This window comes from Allobosea sp. RIT-PG3_2 (genome assembly GCF_057321085.1).
This window is the reverse complement of sequence record NZ_JBXWCA010000012.1, coordinates 191,431-207,199: the sequence shown is the minus strand read 5'-3', so window position 1 is coordinate 207,199 and position 15,769 is coordinate 191,431. Positions and strand designations below refer to the sequence as shown.

Here is a 15,769-nt window from a genome sequence, read left to right as displayed (position 1 = left end):
GACGATCTCTTCAGGCTTGTGCTTCTTCTGCGGCATCGCGGGCATCCTCCAAAGGCTCAAAAAGCCTACTTCAGGGAGGGCCACTTTTCAGGGGGCAGGCCACTGCGCCACGGCCGGCCTTTCGACGCACACAGGGAGGCTATCGCCATTTAGCGACCTCTCCAGGAGTTCGCGACGGAGCAGGTATGGAACGGATTAATTTGCGCACCCTGAGCCTGGTGGCCCTGGTGGCCCATGAACGGCCGATCCGCTAATGAGGCCAAAAGTGCGCGCGTACTCCCATCAAGGCCACGGCCCGCGAGCCGATCAGTAGGCGGGATACATATGAGCGACTTCCGTTACCGCGCCAAACCCGTTGTGAAACGCAGCCGGTCCACAGATAACGGGCCAACTCCGGAAGCGATTGCGCCTGTTTTTCCAGCAAGTCGGGCAATCGCGCACCGCGCCGATTGCGCCCACATTCGACTGGACTTCATTCGCACGGCACGCATTGGTGTCGAAGGCGGCGCGGAGATACGCGTCGATCTTCTAAGCTAACCCTGCCGGCGTCGCGCCGAGGCGGGGTCGCGGTGGTGCGGGGATGGTCCCGCTGCAACCGCGAGGAGATCGCCATGACACGCCGAAGCCGCAAGGCCGACACCGCTCCTGCGATCGACACATCGTCCGCTTCTAAGAGCGAGGCCATCTCAGCGGTGGTCTCCGGATCGCCTTTGCCGCCCCGTCCCGGCAGCAAGCTCGGCATCGTCTTGGGCCTGCTGCAGGCCGCCGAGGGGGTGAGTCTCGCCAAGCTCGCAGCCGTGACGGACTGGCAGCCACACACGACGCGCGCCGCCCTGACCGGCCTGCGAAAGCGCGGCTACGTCATCTCGCATGAGAATGTCGGCGCTGCCGATGGAGCGAAGTGCTCGGTCTACCGCATTACCGCGGGCCAGGCACAATGAGCAGGGCCCCACGCGATAACATGGCCCAGCCCTCGGCGTCGGGCCTGGCCGACGAGGTGGCCGCTCTGGCGAGCCTCGGCTTCGATGAGCTGCGGGCCCGCTTTCGCCGGCTGTATCGCACGGCCGCTCCGGCCGGCCTGTCGCGCGATCTGATCGCGCGGCTGGTCGCCCATCGGCTGCAGGAGCAGCACCTCGGCAAGCTTGATGATGAACTGGCGCGACACCTGGCGAAGCTGGCGCGGGGCCAGGAAACCCGACGACGCATCAAGACCGGCTCAGTCCTGGTCCGCGAGCACGACGGCGTCAACCATGAGGTTGTGATCGTGCCCGGCGGCTTCCTCTGGAATGGCGAGACACATCGCAGTCTCTCGACACTGGCCAAGCGGATCACAGGGACCACCTGGAACGGACCGCGCTTCTTCGGATTGCGGCAGCGGCAGGCCGCGAGGGCCACCCCATGATCCGCGAGCCGGCAACAAGGCCGCAGCGCTGCGCGATCTACACGCGCAAGTCGACCGAGCATAATCTCGATCTCGCCTTTAACTCGCTCGATGCCCAGAGAGAGGCCTGCGAGGCCTATATCAAGAGCCAGGCCCATGAAGGCTGGAGCCTCATCGGTGATCGCTATGACGATGGCGGCTTGTCTGGCGCATCCTTGCAGCGCCCTGCCCTGCAGCAGCTGCTCGATGCGGTCCGCGCAAGGCGCATCGACATCATCGTCGTCTACAAGGTCGATCGCCTGACGCGCTCACTCGCTGACTTCGCCAAGCTGGTCGAGCTCTTCGATGAGCACGGCGTCTCCTTCGTCTCGGTCACCCAGTCCTTCAACACGACAACGAGCATGGGCAGGCTGACGCTCAACGTCCTGCTCTCCTTCGCCCAGTTCGAACGCGAGGTCATCGGCGAGCGCGTTCGCGACAAGATCGCGGCGTCCAAGACCAAAGGGCTTTGGGTCGGCGGCCCGGTCCCGCTGGGCTATCGCAGCGAGAAGAAGCAACTCGTCATCGTCGAGCAGGAGGCTGCGCTGGTGCGTCGCATCTTCCAGCTTTATCTCGATCTCGGCTCGGTCGGAGCGGTGGCCGAGACCCTGGGTCGTAAGGGCATCGTCACCAGACTGGGTCATCGCTTCCGTGTCGGCATGCTCGCCCATCTGCTCAAGAACCGCTTCTATCTCGGCGAGATCGTCTGGCACGGCGTCTCACATCGTGGTGCCCATGTACCGATTGTCACGGTCGAGATCTTCGACGCCGTTCAACGGCACCTCGCTGCGGCCGCCATCGAGCGCAAGGGACGATCGGCGAACTCAGCCTTTACGCTTGCGGGTCTGCTGCATGACGATGCGGGCAACCGGATGAGCCCGAGCCATGCCCGCAAGAACGGGGCGCGGTATCGCTACTATGTCTCGCAGGCGCTGATCCAGCATCGCAAGGCCGAGGTCGGATCGATTGCCCGGATCTCGGCTCCCGAGATCGAAGCCGCCGTGTTGGCCGCAACTCCCAATCCTGCTCAGATCGCGCGCGTCACCCTGCACCGGGATTGTCTGATCATCGCGCTCCAGTCTCCCGATGATGCTGGCGAGCCCAGCACCATCACGGTTCCCTTTACCTGGCAGCCTCAGGGTCGGCGCAAGGGCGTCGCGCATGAGCCCACGCAGAAGCCCCGGCTCGATCATGATTCCGCGGAGGCGATCCTCACCATGATTGCTCAGGCGAGACGCTGGATGGCGCAGCTGATCGATGGCTCGATGGCCTCGACCGATGCGATCGCGATCCGCGAAGGTGTAGGCGAACGCAATATCCGCAAGCTGCTGCCGCTGGCTTGTCTCTCGCCGAATATCGTCCGCGCCATTGCCGATGGCACGGCACCCGCCAATCTCACCATCAGCAGGCTGACCGCAGCCCTGCCTCACGACTGGGCGAGCCAGGAGCACCGCATCCTCGTTCACTGAGCACCGCGATCAGCTATCGATTCGAGCCCGCCTCCTCGGCGGGTTTTTTCTCGTCCAGCGAATCTGTCGAACCAGTCTCGCCAAAAGCTGCCGCGAACCGGTCTCAGCCAAAATCCCGCGGAACACAAAAACCGGCCTGCCCAGACCGCGCCTCAGAAACCGGCCCGATAGCATGGGTTCTGGAGCTTGGATGGCGCGGCGAGACCGCCTCGGCCTGCTAACCCCCCACACCGTCGCAGTAACTGCTCACCCGTCCAAATCTGGCGTTTGGACAATATGCGTGGCTGGGGCGGGAGGATTCGAACCTCCGAATGGCGGTACCAAAAACCGCTGCCTTACCACTTGGCGACGCCCCAATGTGTCGCGCGTTCTAGAACGCGTCGTCGTCATGTGCAACCGTCTCGCGGTGGCTCCCTGGAACCTCGGAAGAAATCATCCCCAGGCTGCAAACGAGCTGTTGCGCCGGGGCCGCGTGCTGGCTATAAGCCGGCCACCAGTTGATCGGAGTGTGGCTCAGCCTGGTAGAGCACCTCGTTCGGGACGAGGGGGTCGCAGGTTCAAATCCTGCCACTCCGACCAAAAATTTCCCGCGATAAATCAAGACGTCAAAAGATAACCCTTCGGGGTTTTTCTTTTTTGCGATCGAAATACCTGACAGTTTTGTCATCTCCACTCGTCTTCTGCGCTCGGCCGACGCGCACGTGGTTGGAGGTATCTGCAGCCTGCCGCGTCCAACCGATGCAGGCGGCTTGCATTGATCGCCGATCGCGGTCGCATCGCAGCCACTTTCCTGCTGTTTACGTCGCCCCCTCGAGGGCAGACATGAGATCCCAGATTCGCCGGTTGAGCGCGTGAAGCTCGCGGATGGTGCGGGAGATTTCCTCGAGCCTCGCATCGTCGACCGCCCGGCGGACACCGAAGCGCAGGTTCCCCCGGCTTTCCTCCACCTTCATGTGCTGCGTATGGGTGATCTCGCCCTCCGCATCGATGACGAAGGTGGCGTGGCTGAGATCGTTGCGCAGCCGCGTCGCCGCCGAGAAGCGCTCCACGATCTCGTTGAGCTCGCCCCGGACGACCTTGTCGGCCACCCCGATCTTGGCCAGCCGCTGCACCAGATCGAGACGCGCGCGCGTCGTGTTCAGCGTGGCGAAGACGATCGCCGCCGACTTGTCATCCGTGCCGAGCAAAACCATCAGCACATAGATGAACAGGCTCTCGTTATTGGACCAGGCGAGATTCAGATCGCCTACGAGGTTCATGAAGGCTACTCTGCGGCTGGAGGATCGGCGCGCGGCGACAACCTCCAGGACATCGAAATCCGGCCTGGGCGGCAAGGCCGTTCGTCCTCGGGAGGGCTTGGGCATCGGCGCTTCCTCGGAGGCTAGGCTTCGCTCAGCGCGGGGGCGCCATGTTCGAATGGCTCAAGATTCGCAAGGCGCGCCGCATGGCCCATGCCGCGATCGCCCCCTTCCTGCATCGCGATCCCAGCGGGACCGCGACATGCCAGGCCGGTGACTGGCTTCATCCCCAGATCATCGGCTTCCTCGCAACGCTTGTCACGCTGATTGCCCAGCGCCATTGCGGCCCGATGCGCACGCATGCCCTCGCAGCGGTTCAATCCGATGTCCTGAACGCCGTCACGGGAATTGGCCCGGAGCTCATCGGCGAGGAAATCTGCCTGCTCAGCAGCCGCGAGGATCCGGCCTTTGCAGCCGGCGCCCGCGGTGCCGTCGCCTTCCTCGAAGCGCTGCGCCCAGCCAGCCAGCTTGACGAGATCGAAGAGCCCGTACTGCAGGCCGATCCCTCGCTTCAGCGGCTTTGGGAAGAACATGTCGATCAATGCCTCCGCCGCAGTCCCCGACCCCAATAGATAACTGCGCCGGAGTGTGGGGCGTCTTCCCTCTGCCAGTGGAGGCCGCCCTCTTCCCATCAGCCGTCAGCGCAATCCATCGTCGTCAGCAGTCCTTTTTCGCTCCGCAGGCTGATCGAACAGGCCCAACTCGAGCTGTTGCTCGAACCTGCCCTCCTCCGGCTCGGTGTCCACGCCGGAACTCCGCAGCAACCGGTTCAAAGCCTGGAGGAAGACAGTGTCATCGAGACGGTGCGTCGCGCTCGCGGTAACCGCAAGGAAGCGCTCGTAGCGCGCCTTGCAGACGGCCTGCCCCGGCCGGGGCGGCGCGGAGCTACTCGGAAAGGGCTCTCGCACGACGCGGTCGACAACGCTTTCGCCAGGCCATGAATTCGGCAGATCCTTCGCGGTTTCGAGGCCGGCCGCGATCTTCGTCTTGAGATGCCAGGCGGTCCGGACGGACACGCCGAGGATCTGGCCCAGCCTCTGCGAACCGATACGCTCGCCGGTCGCGGTCAGCAGATAGAGCGCCTGCAGCCAGACATGCATGGGCACATGGCTGTTCTGAAAGATCGTGCCATGCCTCACGGTGAAGGGCTTGCGACAGGCATAGCACTTCCACATTCCGACAGGTGTGCTCAGCCCGCTCAGGCGGCCGAGCCGACAGCTTTCGCTGCAATGCGGACAGACAGGTCCGTCGCGCCAGACCAACGTCTCGAGCGAGAGGAAGGCGGCCTGTTCGTCGTGCATGCGGACGGCGTTGGGCATAGCCAATCTCCGGCGCACAAGGCACCAGCCTTTACCAAGCCACCTCCTGGGTCATGAAAAATCAATGAACCGGTTAACGCAGGGTAACGATTCAGCACATTGACCCAACAGCCCCTTCGTGGCTGTTTATAGACACCAAGCAGCATTCAGGAAAGAAAAAATACTGAACTCGAATTTGCCTGCTTAGATTCATAGAGCGATCGAATTCAGCAATCCGATGGAATCGGATTTCCATAATATCGGATAATTATAGAATTAATCCTTCAACGCGACATTTCTCGCGAACGATAACTATTGAATTCAACAAACTTTAATCGTCAAAATACATGAAATACTTCTTAACAGCCAAATTTATTACCGAAATAACAACTACATAGGAGGCATAAATGGATTAAATCAGATCGGATAACATCGAAAATTGGATGTATATCGTTACGCTAGACGGTATCTATCCTTGTAAACCGCATAAAACCAATCGACATCGCTGAAACCGGACCGCGCACCGCAGAAGAGAGGCGCACCGGACCGCATCGATGTCTCCTGAACGCACAGGAGCGTGTCATGGGTAGCCACAACAATCCGCAGCCTTCGCACCACGACGACGACAACGACCCGACACAGGGCCAGTTGCAGGGCCAGGCCGAGCTGCAGGGTCAGCTCCAGGGTCAGGCCGAGCTTCAGGGCCAGGGACAGGGTCAAGGCCAGGGACAGGGCCAAGGTCAAGGCCAGGGTCAGTCCCAGGGTCAGTCGCAGTATGCCGGCCAGGTCGCCGCGCAGGCCGTCGACACCGACGTCTGGAATTCCGCCAGCAACGCCAATGAAAACGGCAACCTGAACGGCAACGGAAATCTCAACGCCAACGGCAACCTGAACGGCAACGTCAACTATAACGAGCTGGACAATCAGGTTACCAACCAGGTCGACAACTGCGTGAATGTCTCCGTCAACGTCGACCTCAGCCTCGAAGGTGCAATCACCGGGCCGCAGGACAACGAAGCGATCGACATCGACTCGATCTACGGCATCACCGATTCCATCGTGATGCCCGACGTGGTCACCCAGAACGTCTATGAGGGCAACAACTTCAATATCGATCAGATCAACAACCTGACCGATAACGACACCCTCAGCGGCGCCTCGGTGAGCTACAGCTCCGGCGGTGTCTCCGATGCGTGCTGCTGGGATCCTTGCGGCTCCGACGCGAACTCGGTCGGCGACTTCACCATGACCGCGACCGCCACCGGCGGCAGCGCGAGCTCCAGCCTCGGCGCACTTACCAGCGACGATGGCGACTTCGGCGGCGCCGGCGCGGCTTCGGCTGCAGCCTCGCTCACGCAGGAAGCCTTCACCCAGTCGATCGTTCAGGGTGCGAACATCCAGTTCAACTCGATCGAGATGACTGTGGGCAGCGGGGACGCTCTCGACTCCCTGTAAGCACTGTCCGAAGCGAAGCGACCGCGCGGGGCCCTCCCCGCGCGGTTTCCGCTCCCGCCTTCCCCTTTCTGCGCGCCATGCGTTTGAAGTGTTCCCGTCCGGTGCGAGCTGGACGCCGCGGAGGATCGTGCCATGCAGCCCGGCGGCTTCACCGAAACGATCTGGCAATTCATCGGCTATCTGCATCTGTCCGACTCCGTCGCCCGGACGCCGGTGTTCTATGACGGTGAGGCGCCACCGCCGTTTATACCCGAGGACCTCGATCCGTTCCGGGAGCCGCTCCGCGGGCTTGCTTTCGACGAACTCGTTTCGGTTCCAACGACGGTTCGCGAATTGCCCGCACCGGACCCGCACAGCAGTTTTACACCTTTATCGACGCCGGCCAGATTCGGCGTGCCCAGCAAGATTCTGCCAGTCGTTCCACAGCCCCTGAAGCCGATCCCGCATAATGCCGAGGACATCGGATCTTCGGTGGGCTTCCGCTCCGCTCAGCGCGAAATCACCGTCGAGTATCGCGACGCCGACGGCGAGGGCCTGTATCAGATCAAGCAGATCAACGTCGCGAGCGACCAGGATCTCATAACGTCCGATGCGATCACCTATGCCGACGGCAGCGTCGTGATCCCGGCTGAACTGCATCTGGAGGGCGAATTCGCTTCGCTCATCGATCAGGCCGACGATATCGCTCCCGCGGGCATCCCCGACATGACCGCGGCGCTCCGGATCGGAACCGACGACGTCATCGCCATGGTGTCGGCTCGCGACGCGCTCTGGGCCGAGACGGGCAATCCGAACCCGGACGGCAGCCCCGCCGAGACCGCCCCGCAAGGCCGTATCATCGACGGCGTTGCCGGCGCGCCCGAACCTTATGCGCCGACCTTGCTGGACAGCGCACCCTGGCGCCCGGACGAACCGCCGGCCCAGACCAGCACAACGGCGGCGCTCGATGCCGCGAGCCCGACCGGCGGCGTGGCGACGCTCGCCGAGACAGGTCTCAACACACAGATCAACGCCGCGAAGATCGTCGACCTCAACGAGGGGGTCGGCTCCATGATGATCGGCGGCGACTACTTCTACAGCCGCGGCATCGTGCAGGCGAACATCTTGGTCGACAACGATCATGTCGACATCGCCGTCTCCGGCACTCTCGACCCCGTCGTGAAGACGCAGGGCAACGAGGTTCACAACATCGCGGAGTTCATCACGCATCAATCGACGATCGACGTGCGCGGTGCGGCCGGGACGTCTCACTGGGTCGTCGATGTCCTGTCGGGCGATTTCTACGACGTGAAAGCGATCGTCCAGTTCAACGGTCTCGACGACAACGATCGCACGGTTCAAAGCGAGTCCGGCGTCTATTACAATCTCGGGACCGGCGGAAACGAACAGATCAATCTGACGAAGATTTACGGCATAGCCGATTACGACATCATCATCATCGGCGGAAACTACCATCGGGCCGACTGGATCTACCAGTACAACATCATGCTGGATCCCGATTCAGCCAAGCTCTACAGCACCGGCGGCGAAGAAGACGGCACGACCGTCACGACCGGTTTCAACAGCCTGACCAACAAGGCCACGATCGCGAGCTACGATGCGCCGGCCTTCAAGCCGATGCTCGATGCCCATCACGAGCTGATCGATCAGCTTGCCGGCGGCGCAACCATCCTCGCCCCGGACGCCGACTGGCACCTCTACGGTGGCGCCTCGGGCACGCTGAAGATTCTCTACGTCGCGGGCGATTACTACGACGCCAACGTCATCACGCAGGTCAACTTCCTCATCGACGGCGATCAGAGCATTCAGGCCAGCGCGCATGCGGACACCGAACAAGCTGTGGCCGCAGGCGGCAACAGCGCGCTCAACGAAGCCTACATCGTCGACCCCGGGCTGCTGTCGACCTCCAACTATCTCGGCGGCGAGGCCTATGAAGAATCCGTGCTGATCCAGGTCAACATCGTCACCGACAGCGACACGGTGAAGATTCATGACACCAGCACGCTCGTGCCCGAGCTCGTCGCCTTCGCCGAACAGGCCACCAATGAGCCCGAGCCCGAATGCCGGCACGTCAATGTGCCGGACCCGGCGCAGCACGACCATCTGACGTCGAACATCATGGTTTGAAGCAAGAAGAACGAGACGGGGTAAGGGGCATGAGCGAGAAGAACGAAGCATCGCCATCCGCGGCGCCCCTGGCCGGCCCTGCCTCGGTGCGGATGGTCGGCTTGCCGCAGGCTGTCGGGCTGGCCGCCGTCAAGGTCGAGGGCACCGCCAATGCCAACAGCCGGATTTCCCTGGTCCCGACCGGCGTGCCCGCATCGCTCCCGCAGCCGCCCGCTCCCCACGACCCGGCTACTCCCCAGGAAACCGGACCCCAAAGCCGGGCAGAACGCAGCGAAGCCCGCATCGACGGACAGCCGGCACCCGATGTCGTCACGCTGCGTCCGAAGCTGGATTCACAGCCTCCGAAAACGGCCCTCGACGGCGGCCGCGGCAGCAAGGGGCCGGGCGGCGGAGGAGGCGGTGGCGGATCGGGCGGTGGAACGCCGATCGAGCAACGGCTTGGTGATCGCGACTTCAAGCAGGTTCTCGGCGCGGGCCTCGGCGGCGCGCGGCACAACCTGACGGTCGTCGCGCTGTTCTCGATCGTGGTGAACACGCTCGTCCTCGCCGTGCCGATCTATCTCTTCCAGATGTCGGACCGCGTGCTGACGAGCCGCAGCGTCGATACCCTGGTGATGCTCTCGGTCATCGTCATGGTGGCGATCGGAGCCCATGTGCTGCTCGACATGGTGCGCCGCTTCATGCTGATGCGCATCGCGGTCGATGTCGAAACCCGGCTTGGTGGACCAGTGCTCGCGGCCGCCGCCAAGGCCGCCCAGACGGGCTCCAGTCGCGAATTCCAGACGCTCGCCGATCTCCAGCAGATCCGCAGCTTCCTGACCGGTCCGGTCATCCTCACCATGCTCGATGCGCCGACCGCGCCGATCTATCTGCTGGCGGTCTACCTGATCCATCCGCATCTCGGCTACATCGTGACCGTCGCGTCGGTCGTGTTGTTCCTGGTCGCCTATCTCAACCAGCAGGTCACGGCCGCGCCCTTCGCACGAGCCAGTGCGTTTTCGACCCGCGCGAATCTGCAATCGGAAGCGATGTCCCGCAACGCGCAGGTCATCAACGCCATGGGCATGATCCCGGAGGGCGTGGTGATGTGGGGGCGCGAGACGGCGGAATCCCTCAAGGCGCAGGTCAGCGCGCAGGATCGCAACATCCTGATGACCGGCACCTCCAAGTTTTTCCGCCTGGGAACGCAGGTGGCGATGCTGGGCTGGGGCGCGATGCTCTCGCTCGAAGGCCAGTTGACGGGCGGCATGGTGGTCGCGTCCTCCGTCGTCGCCGGCCGTGCCCTTGCCCCGCTGGAAGGCACCATCGAAGGCTGGCGCAGCTTCATCCATGCGCGCGCCGCCTATCAGCGCGTCAAGGCGCTGCTGCAGGCTTCCCCGCTCAACCTCGACCGGCTGAAGCTGCCGAACCCCAAGGGCCGGCTCGATGTCGAGCGCGTCCTCTACGTTCCGCCACCGAACAAGAAAGTCATCCTCAACGGCATCAGCTTCAGCCTGGAGCCGGGGGACTCCCTCGCCATCGTCGGCGCTTCCGGCTGCGGCAAGTCGACCCTGGCGCGCATGCTGGTCGGCTCGATCAACCCGACCGCCGGCACCGTCCGGCTCGACCGGATGGAGCAGCGCAATTGGGACCCCCGCCAGTTCGGCGAAAGCGTCGGCTATCTGCCGCAGGACGTTCAGCTCTTTCCGGCCTCGATCAAGGCCAACATCGCCCGCATGCGCGACGATGTCGCCGATGCCGATGTCTTCGAAGCCGCCGAGATCGCCGACATCCACGAGATGATCGCCCAGTTCGCCCATGGCTACGAGACGCAGATCGGCATCGACGGCGCTCCCCTCTCGGGCGGGCAGAAGCAGAGGCTGGGCCTGGCGCGGGCCTTCTTCGGCAATCCGCGGCTCGTCGTGCTCGACGAGCCCAACTCCAATCTCGACGCGCTGGGCGAGGCCGCCCTCGCGCGCGCCTTCGAGCGGGCCAAGAGCCGCGGCATGACGGTGGTCGCCGTGACGCAGCGCCCTGCCCTGCTCCGCAGCGTGGACAAGATCATGATGATTAAGGACGGCGCGGTTCAGGCCATCGGGGCACGCGACGAGATCCTGCCGATGATCGTTGGACAGCGCAGCATCGATGGCGGTGCGCCCAAGCCACACTGACAAAACCGGCATTCGAAGCCGGGGGCGACGAGGGAACGGAGTGGGGAAATGGCAGGGCAGCTGATATCGCAAACCTGGTATGCCGACGTGCCGCGCAGTACCCGCACGGCGACGCTGAGCGGCGTCGTCATCGTCGTCGCGACGGTCATGGGCTTCGGCGTCTGGGGCAACACGGCCCCGATCGCCGGCGCGGTCATCGCGACGGGCGTGTTCGTCACCACCGGCCAGAACAAGACGATCCAGCATCTGGAAGGCGGGGTGATCCGCGAGATCCTGGTCCATGAGGGCGACGTGGTCCAGGTCGGCCAGCCCCTGGTCAAGCTCGAAGACACCTCCTCCCGCGCCGAATTGCGCCGCCACGAACTCAAGCTCTTCCGTCTGGAGGCGATCGAGGCGCGGCTCCGGGCGGAGGTCATCGGCCGAACCGACTTCTCCTTCCCCCCGCATCTGGTCGACAGAGCCAACGACCCCGACATCGCCGTGCTTATCGCGGCGCAGCGGATCGCCTTCCGCGCGCGGCAGAACAATATCGCAAGCGAAATCGCCGCCCATCAGAAGAGCATCGATGCGCTCGAGGAGAAAGTCACCGGCAGCAAGGTGCAGCTTGCGGGAGTCCATCAGCAATCGCTGTTGCTGAAGGAGGAACTCGAAGGCAAGCAGGCGCTGCTTCAGCGCGGTTACATCCGCAAGCCCGACGTGCTCTCGCTCCAGCGTCTTGCCGCAAACCTCACCGGCGAGGCCGGGCGCATCACCGGCGATATCGGCGATTCCCGCGAGCGGATCGCCCGCTCGCTTGAACAGATCGACGGCGTCCGCAAGAACGCCCAGAAGATCGCCTCCGACCAGTTGCAGGAGATCAGCGCCGAACTCAACGACGTGCGCGAGCGCATCCATACCGTGAAGGGTATCCTGGACCGCTCGAACATCGTCGCTCCGGTCAAGGGAACGGTCGTCAAGCTGCGCTATCACACGGCCGGCGGCGTCATCGAAGCCGGCAAGAACATCATGGAGATCGTTTCGCTGCAGGATGAGCTCATCATCGAGGCGCGCGTGCGTCCGCAGGACATCGACAAGATCAAGCACAGCCAGCTCGCCACGGTTCGGCTCACCGCCCTCAATCAGCGCACCACCCCGATGGTCAGCGGCCGCGTCATCTACATCTCCGCCGACGCGCTGCCGGACGAGAAGCAGCGCGCCTATCCCGGCGTTCCGGATCTCTATGTCGTGCGCGCTCGTCTCGACCCGAAGAGCTTGGCCGGCGTCCACGACTTCCAGCCGACCGCGGGCATGCCCGCCGACGTCTACATCCAGACGACCGAGAGGACCTTCTTCGAATATCTGCTGCAGCCGCTCAAGGACAGCATGGCGCGCGCCTTCCGCGAAACCTGATCTCGCAACGTCGATCGGCGGCATCGCCTCTGCCGGTCGCGACAGCGATTTCTCGGGGCTTCCCAGGCCTCGGGGAAACCGTCACCCGCCTGTCAAATGGCACGACTATTGCGACGGCTCCCGCAACGGAGACGAAGCATGCTGCGCCATTGGCCGAACGACGCGAAAGCCACGATCGCCCTGATCGCCGTCTCGGCGATCTGCATCCTGGGCTGGCTCGCGGATATCGGCCTCTGAGCGTCGGCCTTCGCTCTCGACACCCCTGTCGCGCGCCGCCGGCACGTTCTAGATTACGACCCGCATCGAATCGAACGGTTGGGCCATGAAGCGCATCATTCTCCTCGCCGGCCTGTTGGGGCTGGCTCTCTCGCTTTCGGGCTGCGACAAATGCGGGAATTTCGGCCCACTCTTCGGCCCCTATGACGGCAAAAGCTGCGGTGGCGGCCAGTCGACCAGCTAACGGGATTGCGCAAGCGCATACGGGAATCAAAAAAGGCCGGGGGCGACCCCGGCCTTTGTGCTTGAAGGCGCTGTTTAAGCGAAGGCTCAGCCGCGCCGGCCGATCAGCGACCAGCCCGCCCCGGCGATGCAAGCCGTGAGCGCGATCTTCAGCGCCTCGCCGAGAAGGAAGGGCTGCACGCCATAGGCGAAGGCCTTTGCTAGACCGACCCCGGTCGCGCCGCCCGTCATCTGGGCGCCGAAGGCGAGCCACAGGCAGCCGATGGCCAGGAGCGCGAGATCGGCGAGGACCAGCCCGCCGACCAGCCGCAGCAGCGACGCACCGCGCTGGGCCGCCCAGCCGGCGATCGCCGCCGCGACGATGAAGCCGACCAGGAAGCCGCCGGTCGGACCGACGAGATAGAGCGGGCCGGCAACGACCGGCGGCGTGTTGGTGAAGACCGGCAGCCCCACAAGTCCGTAGACGATGTAGAGCGCCATGGTCGCAGCACCGAGGCGGGCGCCATAGGCGGCCCCGAGGCCCAGCACCGCCAGCGTCTGCAGCGTCATCGGCACGGGCCAGAACGGAACCTTGATCTTGGCCGCCGCGATCAGGAGCAGGCTGCCGGCGAAGGCCAGCGCGACGTTGCGCAGCATGGCCGAGCGCGTGTCCGCTGCGGGAAGGAGCGTACCGGCGAGCGTCGGCGCTTGCATGGGGATGGTATCGGCCATGGGCTTGTCGTCCTTTCCCGAAAAGGCCGCGCGACGCGGCCGCTTTTGCGTCTATAGGAAATGCGGCAGGGCCTCACAAGCGGACAGGCTTTGCGCGGATAGGCAGCCGGTTTGACGGAATCGGCACAGGCTCGGACGAGGCGTGCAGAGATGGCGGACGAGATCGAATTCGACAGGAGCGCGACCACGCCGCCCGGCGAGGTCGCGACGCTTTCGCCGCTCGTGCGCCGGGTCATCGCCGGCAATAGCGGGCCGATGACCTTCACCGGCACCTGCACCTATATCGTCGGCCACGGCACTGTGGCGGTCATCGATCCCGGTCCCGATGATCCCTCCCATGTCGAACACCTGCTGGCCGCTCTCCGCGGCGAGACGGTCAGTCATATCGTCGTGACGCACACGCACCGCGACCACTCCCCGGCCGTTCCGGCGCTCAAGGCAGCCACCGGCGCGCGCGTGGTCGGCTGCGGGCCGCATCGCCTCTCCCGCGAGCTCGGCCCGGGCGAGGAGCGTGTCCTCGATGCCGCCGCCGACACCGCCTACGTGCCGGAATGGCTGATGCGGGACGGCGACGCCGTTTCCGGTCCCGGCTGGAGCCTCGCCGCGGTCGAGACGCCCGGTCACACCGCCAATCACCTGGCCTTCACCCTCGCCGAAGAGGAAACGCTGTTCTCGGGCGACCATGTCATGGCCTGGTCGACCTCGGTCGTCGCACCGCCCGACGGTTCGATGGCCGCCTATATGGCCTCGATCGAGAAACTGCGCGGTCTCGAGCATGCCCGCTATTGGCCGGGCCATGGCGGCCCTGTCACCGAACCGCAGCGTTTCCTGCGTGGCCTCGTCCAGCATCGCCGCCAGCGCGAGGCCGCGATTCTCAGCCGCCTGGGGCAAGGCGACGAGACGATCGCGGCCATGGTGACCGCGATCTATCAGGGCTTGGCGCCGGCGCTGCACGGAGCGGCGGCGCTCTCGGTACTGGCGCAGCTCGAGGATCTGGTGCTACGAGGCGCCGTCCAGGCCAGCGATGCCGTGCCTGCCCTGACGAGCCGCTACCGTCTCACCTGAACCGCCTGTTCAGCGATTCTCCATCAGCAGCTCGATCTCGTCGGAGAATGCGGCGATGCGCGTCGCGTTGACTCCGAGATCGTGGCTGCCCAGCCGTGAAGCCGAGCGAATGTCGATCCGGCTGCCGTCGACGCGCGGCCTGACCCGGATCGTGATGTCCTCCGAGAAATGCAGCATGCGGCCGCGCGCGACCGCCTCGATCCGCCCGGCCCCGCTGCGCCCGCCCGGCCGGGTCGTTTCCAGCACCTGCCAGCCGAGCCCGGTCGCGGCGCGGCGCGCGACGTCGAAGGCGATCTCGGCCGGAACCTCCAGGAGAATGGGCACCGCCTTGGGATAGGCTTGGCGCTGCAGGCGCCTGCGCTCGGCCGGCACATCCGGTGGCACGCGCCCGGCCCTTGCCGTCTGCGCTATCTGCGACCGACTGAAGGCAGGCGGGTCGTCGATATCGGTCGAGATATCAGCCAGGGCGGGCCTGGTCACGAGCTTCACCGCGACATAGCCCAACGGCACCAGCAGGACCAGCGACAGCAGCATCGCCCAGGCCGCCTTGCCGACGCCGCGATGGCCGGACTGCCAGATGCGGATGAAGGCGAGGATCGCCAGCCCGAGCGCCGCAAAGACGAAGACATAGGCACCGGCGACCGGCGCGAGCCCTTCGATGCTCGGCTCCCGCAGCCGGACGAGCAGCAGCGACAGCAGCAGCACCGCGAGCGAGAACCAGGCCAGCCGCCGGCTCCAGATGGCCGCGCGTGAAACCGGTTCCTCGAAGACGAGACGGCGATGCATCGTTCTTAGGTGACGCCGCTACGAGCGGAAGGCAAGCGGCAGAGGCAGCTAAGCGCAATCTTAATCAAATCGGCCGTAACTGGGCGGGAAAGAGGCATCGGTCGCGCCGGGTCGCCTCTTCCGCCTGCGCCACCGCCTTCCA

14 protein-coding genes and 2 tRNA genes are annotated in these 15,769 nt (G+C 64.4%); 10 read left to right on the top strand and 6 right to left on the bottom strand.

The window, feature by feature from the left end; all coding sequences use genetic code 11:
* The first annotated feature begins 611 nt into the window (after positions 1-611).
* Genes AC2FAN_RS25890 through AC2FAN_RS25880 form a run of 3 tightly spaced genes read left to right on the top strand, consistent with a single transcriptional unit; the run spans position 612 to position 2,889 of the window.
* A complete protein-coding gene (locus AC2FAN_RS25890) occupies positions 612-941 on the top strand; it encodes a DUF3489 domain-containing protein (RefSeq protein ID WP_485176888.1) in 330 nt (109 codons plus the stop codon).
* Between the two features lie 20 nt (positions 942-961).
* Entirely contained in the window at positions 962-1,402 is a 441-nt protein-coding gene (locus AC2FAN_RS25885; protein WP_485176887.1) for a DUF2924 domain-containing protein, read from the top strand.
* Positions 1,399-2,889, top strand: coding sequence for a recombinase family protein (locus AC2FAN_RS25880; protein ID WP_485176886.1), 1,491 nt, complete (start codon positions 1,399-1,401; stop codon positions 2,887-2,889). The genes AC2FAN_RS25885 and AC2FAN_RS25880 overlap by 4 nt, the downstream gene beginning before the upstream one ends.
* A 281-nt stretch (positions 2,890-3,170) precedes the next feature.
* On the opposite strand, the gene AC2FAN_RS25875 is transcribed toward AC2FAN_RS25880, so the two are convergent.
* A tRNA-Gln gene (locus AC2FAN_RS25875) sits at positions 3,171-3,245 on the bottom strand.
* A 146-nt stretch (positions 3,246-3,391) separates the two neighbouring features.
* Between AC2FAN_RS25875 and AC2FAN_RS25870 the strand changes: the two genes are divergently transcribed.
* Positions 3,392-3,468, top strand: a tRNA-Pro gene (locus AC2FAN_RS25870).
* A gap of 218 nt (positions 3,469-3,686) precedes the next feature.
* Here AC2FAN_RS25870 and AC2FAN_RS25865 read toward each other — a convergent pair.
* From AC2FAN_RS25865 to AC2FAN_RS25855, 3 genes are all read right to left on the bottom strand, one after another.
* Positions 3,687-4,148, bottom strand: a complete 462-nt coding sequence (locus AC2FAN_RS25865) for a hypothetical protein (protein WP_265054698.1) — start codon at positions 4,146-4,148, stop codon at positions 3,687-3,689.
* A 122-nt stretch (positions 4,149-4,270) separates the two neighbouring features.
* On the bottom strand, positions 4,271-4,729 hold the full coding sequence (locus tag AC2FAN_RS25860; protein WP_485176885.1) for a hypothetical protein: 459 nt from the start codon (positions 4,727-4,729) through the stop codon (positions 4,271-4,273).
* Between the two features lie 96 nt (positions 4,730-4,825).
* Positions 4,826-5,488 carry a transposase gene (locus tag AC2FAN_RS25855; protein WP_485176893.1) on the bottom strand — a complete coding sequence of 221 codons (663 nt, stop codon included), beginning with the start codon at positions 5,486-5,488 and terminating at the stop codon, positions 4,826-4,828.
* Positions 5,489-6,067: 579 nt separating this feature from the next.
* Between AC2FAN_RS25855 and AC2FAN_RS25850 the strand changes: the two genes are divergently transcribed.
* The 5 genes from AC2FAN_RS25850 (at position 6,068) to AC2FAN_RS25830 (ending at position 13,066) form a co-directional block, all read left to right on the top strand.
* Complete coding sequence (locus tag AC2FAN_RS25850) at positions 6,068-6,940, top strand: hypothetical protein (RefSeq protein WP_265054701.1); 873 nt, start codon at positions 6,068-6,070, stop codon at positions 6,938-6,940.
* Between the two features lie 132 nt (positions 6,941-7,072).
* Entirely contained in the window at positions 7,073-9,067 is a 1,995-nt protein-coding gene (locus AC2FAN_RS25845) for a hypothetical protein (protein ID WP_485176883.1), read from the top strand.
* A 29-nt stretch (positions 9,068-9,096) separates the two neighbouring features.
* Positions 9,097-11,217 carry a type I secretion system permease/ATPase gene (locus AC2FAN_RS25840; RefSeq protein WP_485176881.1) on the top strand — a complete coding sequence of 707 codons (2,121 nt, stop codon included), beginning with the start codon at positions 9,097-9,099 and terminating at the stop codon, positions 11,215-11,217.
* A 48-nt stretch (positions 11,218-11,265) separates the two neighbouring features.
* A complete protein-coding gene (locus tag AC2FAN_RS25835; RefSeq protein WP_485176880.1) occupies positions 11,266-12,606 on the top strand; it encodes an HlyD family type I secretion periplasmic adaptor subunit in 1,341 nt (446 codons plus the stop codon).
* A 322-nt stretch (positions 12,607-12,928) separates the two neighbouring features.
* Positions 12,929-13,066, top strand: a complete 138-nt coding sequence (locus tag AC2FAN_RS25830; RefSeq protein ID WP_187640068.1) for a hypothetical protein — start codon at positions 12,929-12,931, stop codon at positions 13,064-13,066.
* Between the two features lie 86 nt (positions 13,067-13,152).
* Here the strand turns inward: AC2FAN_RS25830 and AC2FAN_RS25825 are convergent, their stop codons facing one another.
* Positions 13,153-13,776, bottom strand: coding sequence for a biotin transporter BioY (locus tag AC2FAN_RS25825; protein WP_265054705.1), 624 nt, complete (start codon positions 13,774-13,776; stop codon positions 13,153-13,155).
* Positions 13,777-13,926: 150 nt separating this feature from the next.
* Between AC2FAN_RS25825 and AC2FAN_RS25820 the strand changes: the two genes are divergently transcribed.
* Entirely contained in the window at positions 13,927-14,841 is a 915-nt protein-coding gene (locus tag AC2FAN_RS25820) for an MBL fold metallo-hydrolase (protein ID WP_476807604.1), read from the top strand.
* Positions 14,842-14,850: 9 nt separating this feature from the next.
* On the opposite strand, the gene AC2FAN_RS25815 is transcribed toward AC2FAN_RS25820, so the two are convergent.
* Entirely contained in the window at positions 14,851-15,627 is a 777-nt protein-coding gene (locus AC2FAN_RS25815) for a DUF1499 domain-containing protein (RefSeq protein ID WP_265054707.1), read from the bottom strand.
* Positions 15,628-15,769 lie beyond the last annotated feature (142 nt).

Excerpts from the sequence above, each read along its gene's own strand:
- AC2FAN_RS25890 (WP_485176888.1), top strand. The coding sequence starts at position 612 with ATGACACGCCGAAGCCGCAAGGCCGACACCGCTCCTGCGATCGACACA.
- AC2FAN_RS25885 (WP_485176887.1), top strand. The coding sequence starts at position 962 with ATGGCCCAGCCCTCGGCGTCGGGCCTGGCCGACGAGGTGGCCGCTCTG.
- AC2FAN_RS25880 (WP_485176886.1), top strand. The coding sequence starts at position 1,399 with ATGATCCGCGAGCCGGCAACAAGGCCGCAGCGCTGCGCGATCTACACG.
- AC2FAN_RS25865 (WP_265054698.1), bottom strand. The coding sequence starts at position 4,148 with ATGAACCTCGTAGGCGATCTGAATCTCGCCTGGTCCAATAACGAGAGC.
- AC2FAN_RS25855 (WP_485176893.1), bottom strand. The coding sequence starts at position 5,488 with ATGCACGACGAACAGGCCGCCTTCCTCTCGCTCGAGACGTTGGTCTGG.
- AC2FAN_RS25850 (WP_265054701.1), top strand. The coding sequence starts at position 6,068 with ATGGGTAGCCACAACAATCCGCAGCCTTCGCACCACGACGACGACAAC.
- AC2FAN_RS25845 (WP_485176883.1), top strand. The coding sequence starts at position 7,073 with ATGCAGCCCGGCGGCTTCACCGAAACGATCTGGCAATTCATCGGCTAT.
- AC2FAN_RS25840 (WP_485176881.1), top strand. The coding sequence starts at position 9,097 with ATGAGCGAGAAGAACGAAGCATCGCCATCCGCGGCGCCCCTGGCCGGC.
- AC2FAN_RS25835 (WP_485176880.1), top strand. The coding sequence starts at position 11,266 with ATGGCAGGGCAGCTGATATCGCAAACCTGGTATGCCGACGTGCCGCGC.
- AC2FAN_RS25830 (WP_187640068.1), top strand. The coding sequence starts at position 12,929 with ATGAAGCGCATCATTCTCCTCGCCGGCCTGTTGGGGCTGGCTCTCTCG.
- AC2FAN_RS25825 (WP_265054705.1), bottom strand. The coding sequence starts at position 13,776 with ATGGCCGATACCATCCCCATGCAAGCGCCGACGCTCGCCGGTACGCTC.
- AC2FAN_RS25820 (WP_476807604.1), top strand. The coding sequence starts at position 13,927 with ATGGCGGACGAGATCGAATTCGACAGGAGCGCGACCACGCCGCCCGGC.
- AC2FAN_RS25815 (WP_265054707.1), bottom strand. The coding sequence starts at position 15,627 with ATGCATCGCCGTCTCGTCTTCGAGGAACCGGTTTCACGCGCGGCCATC.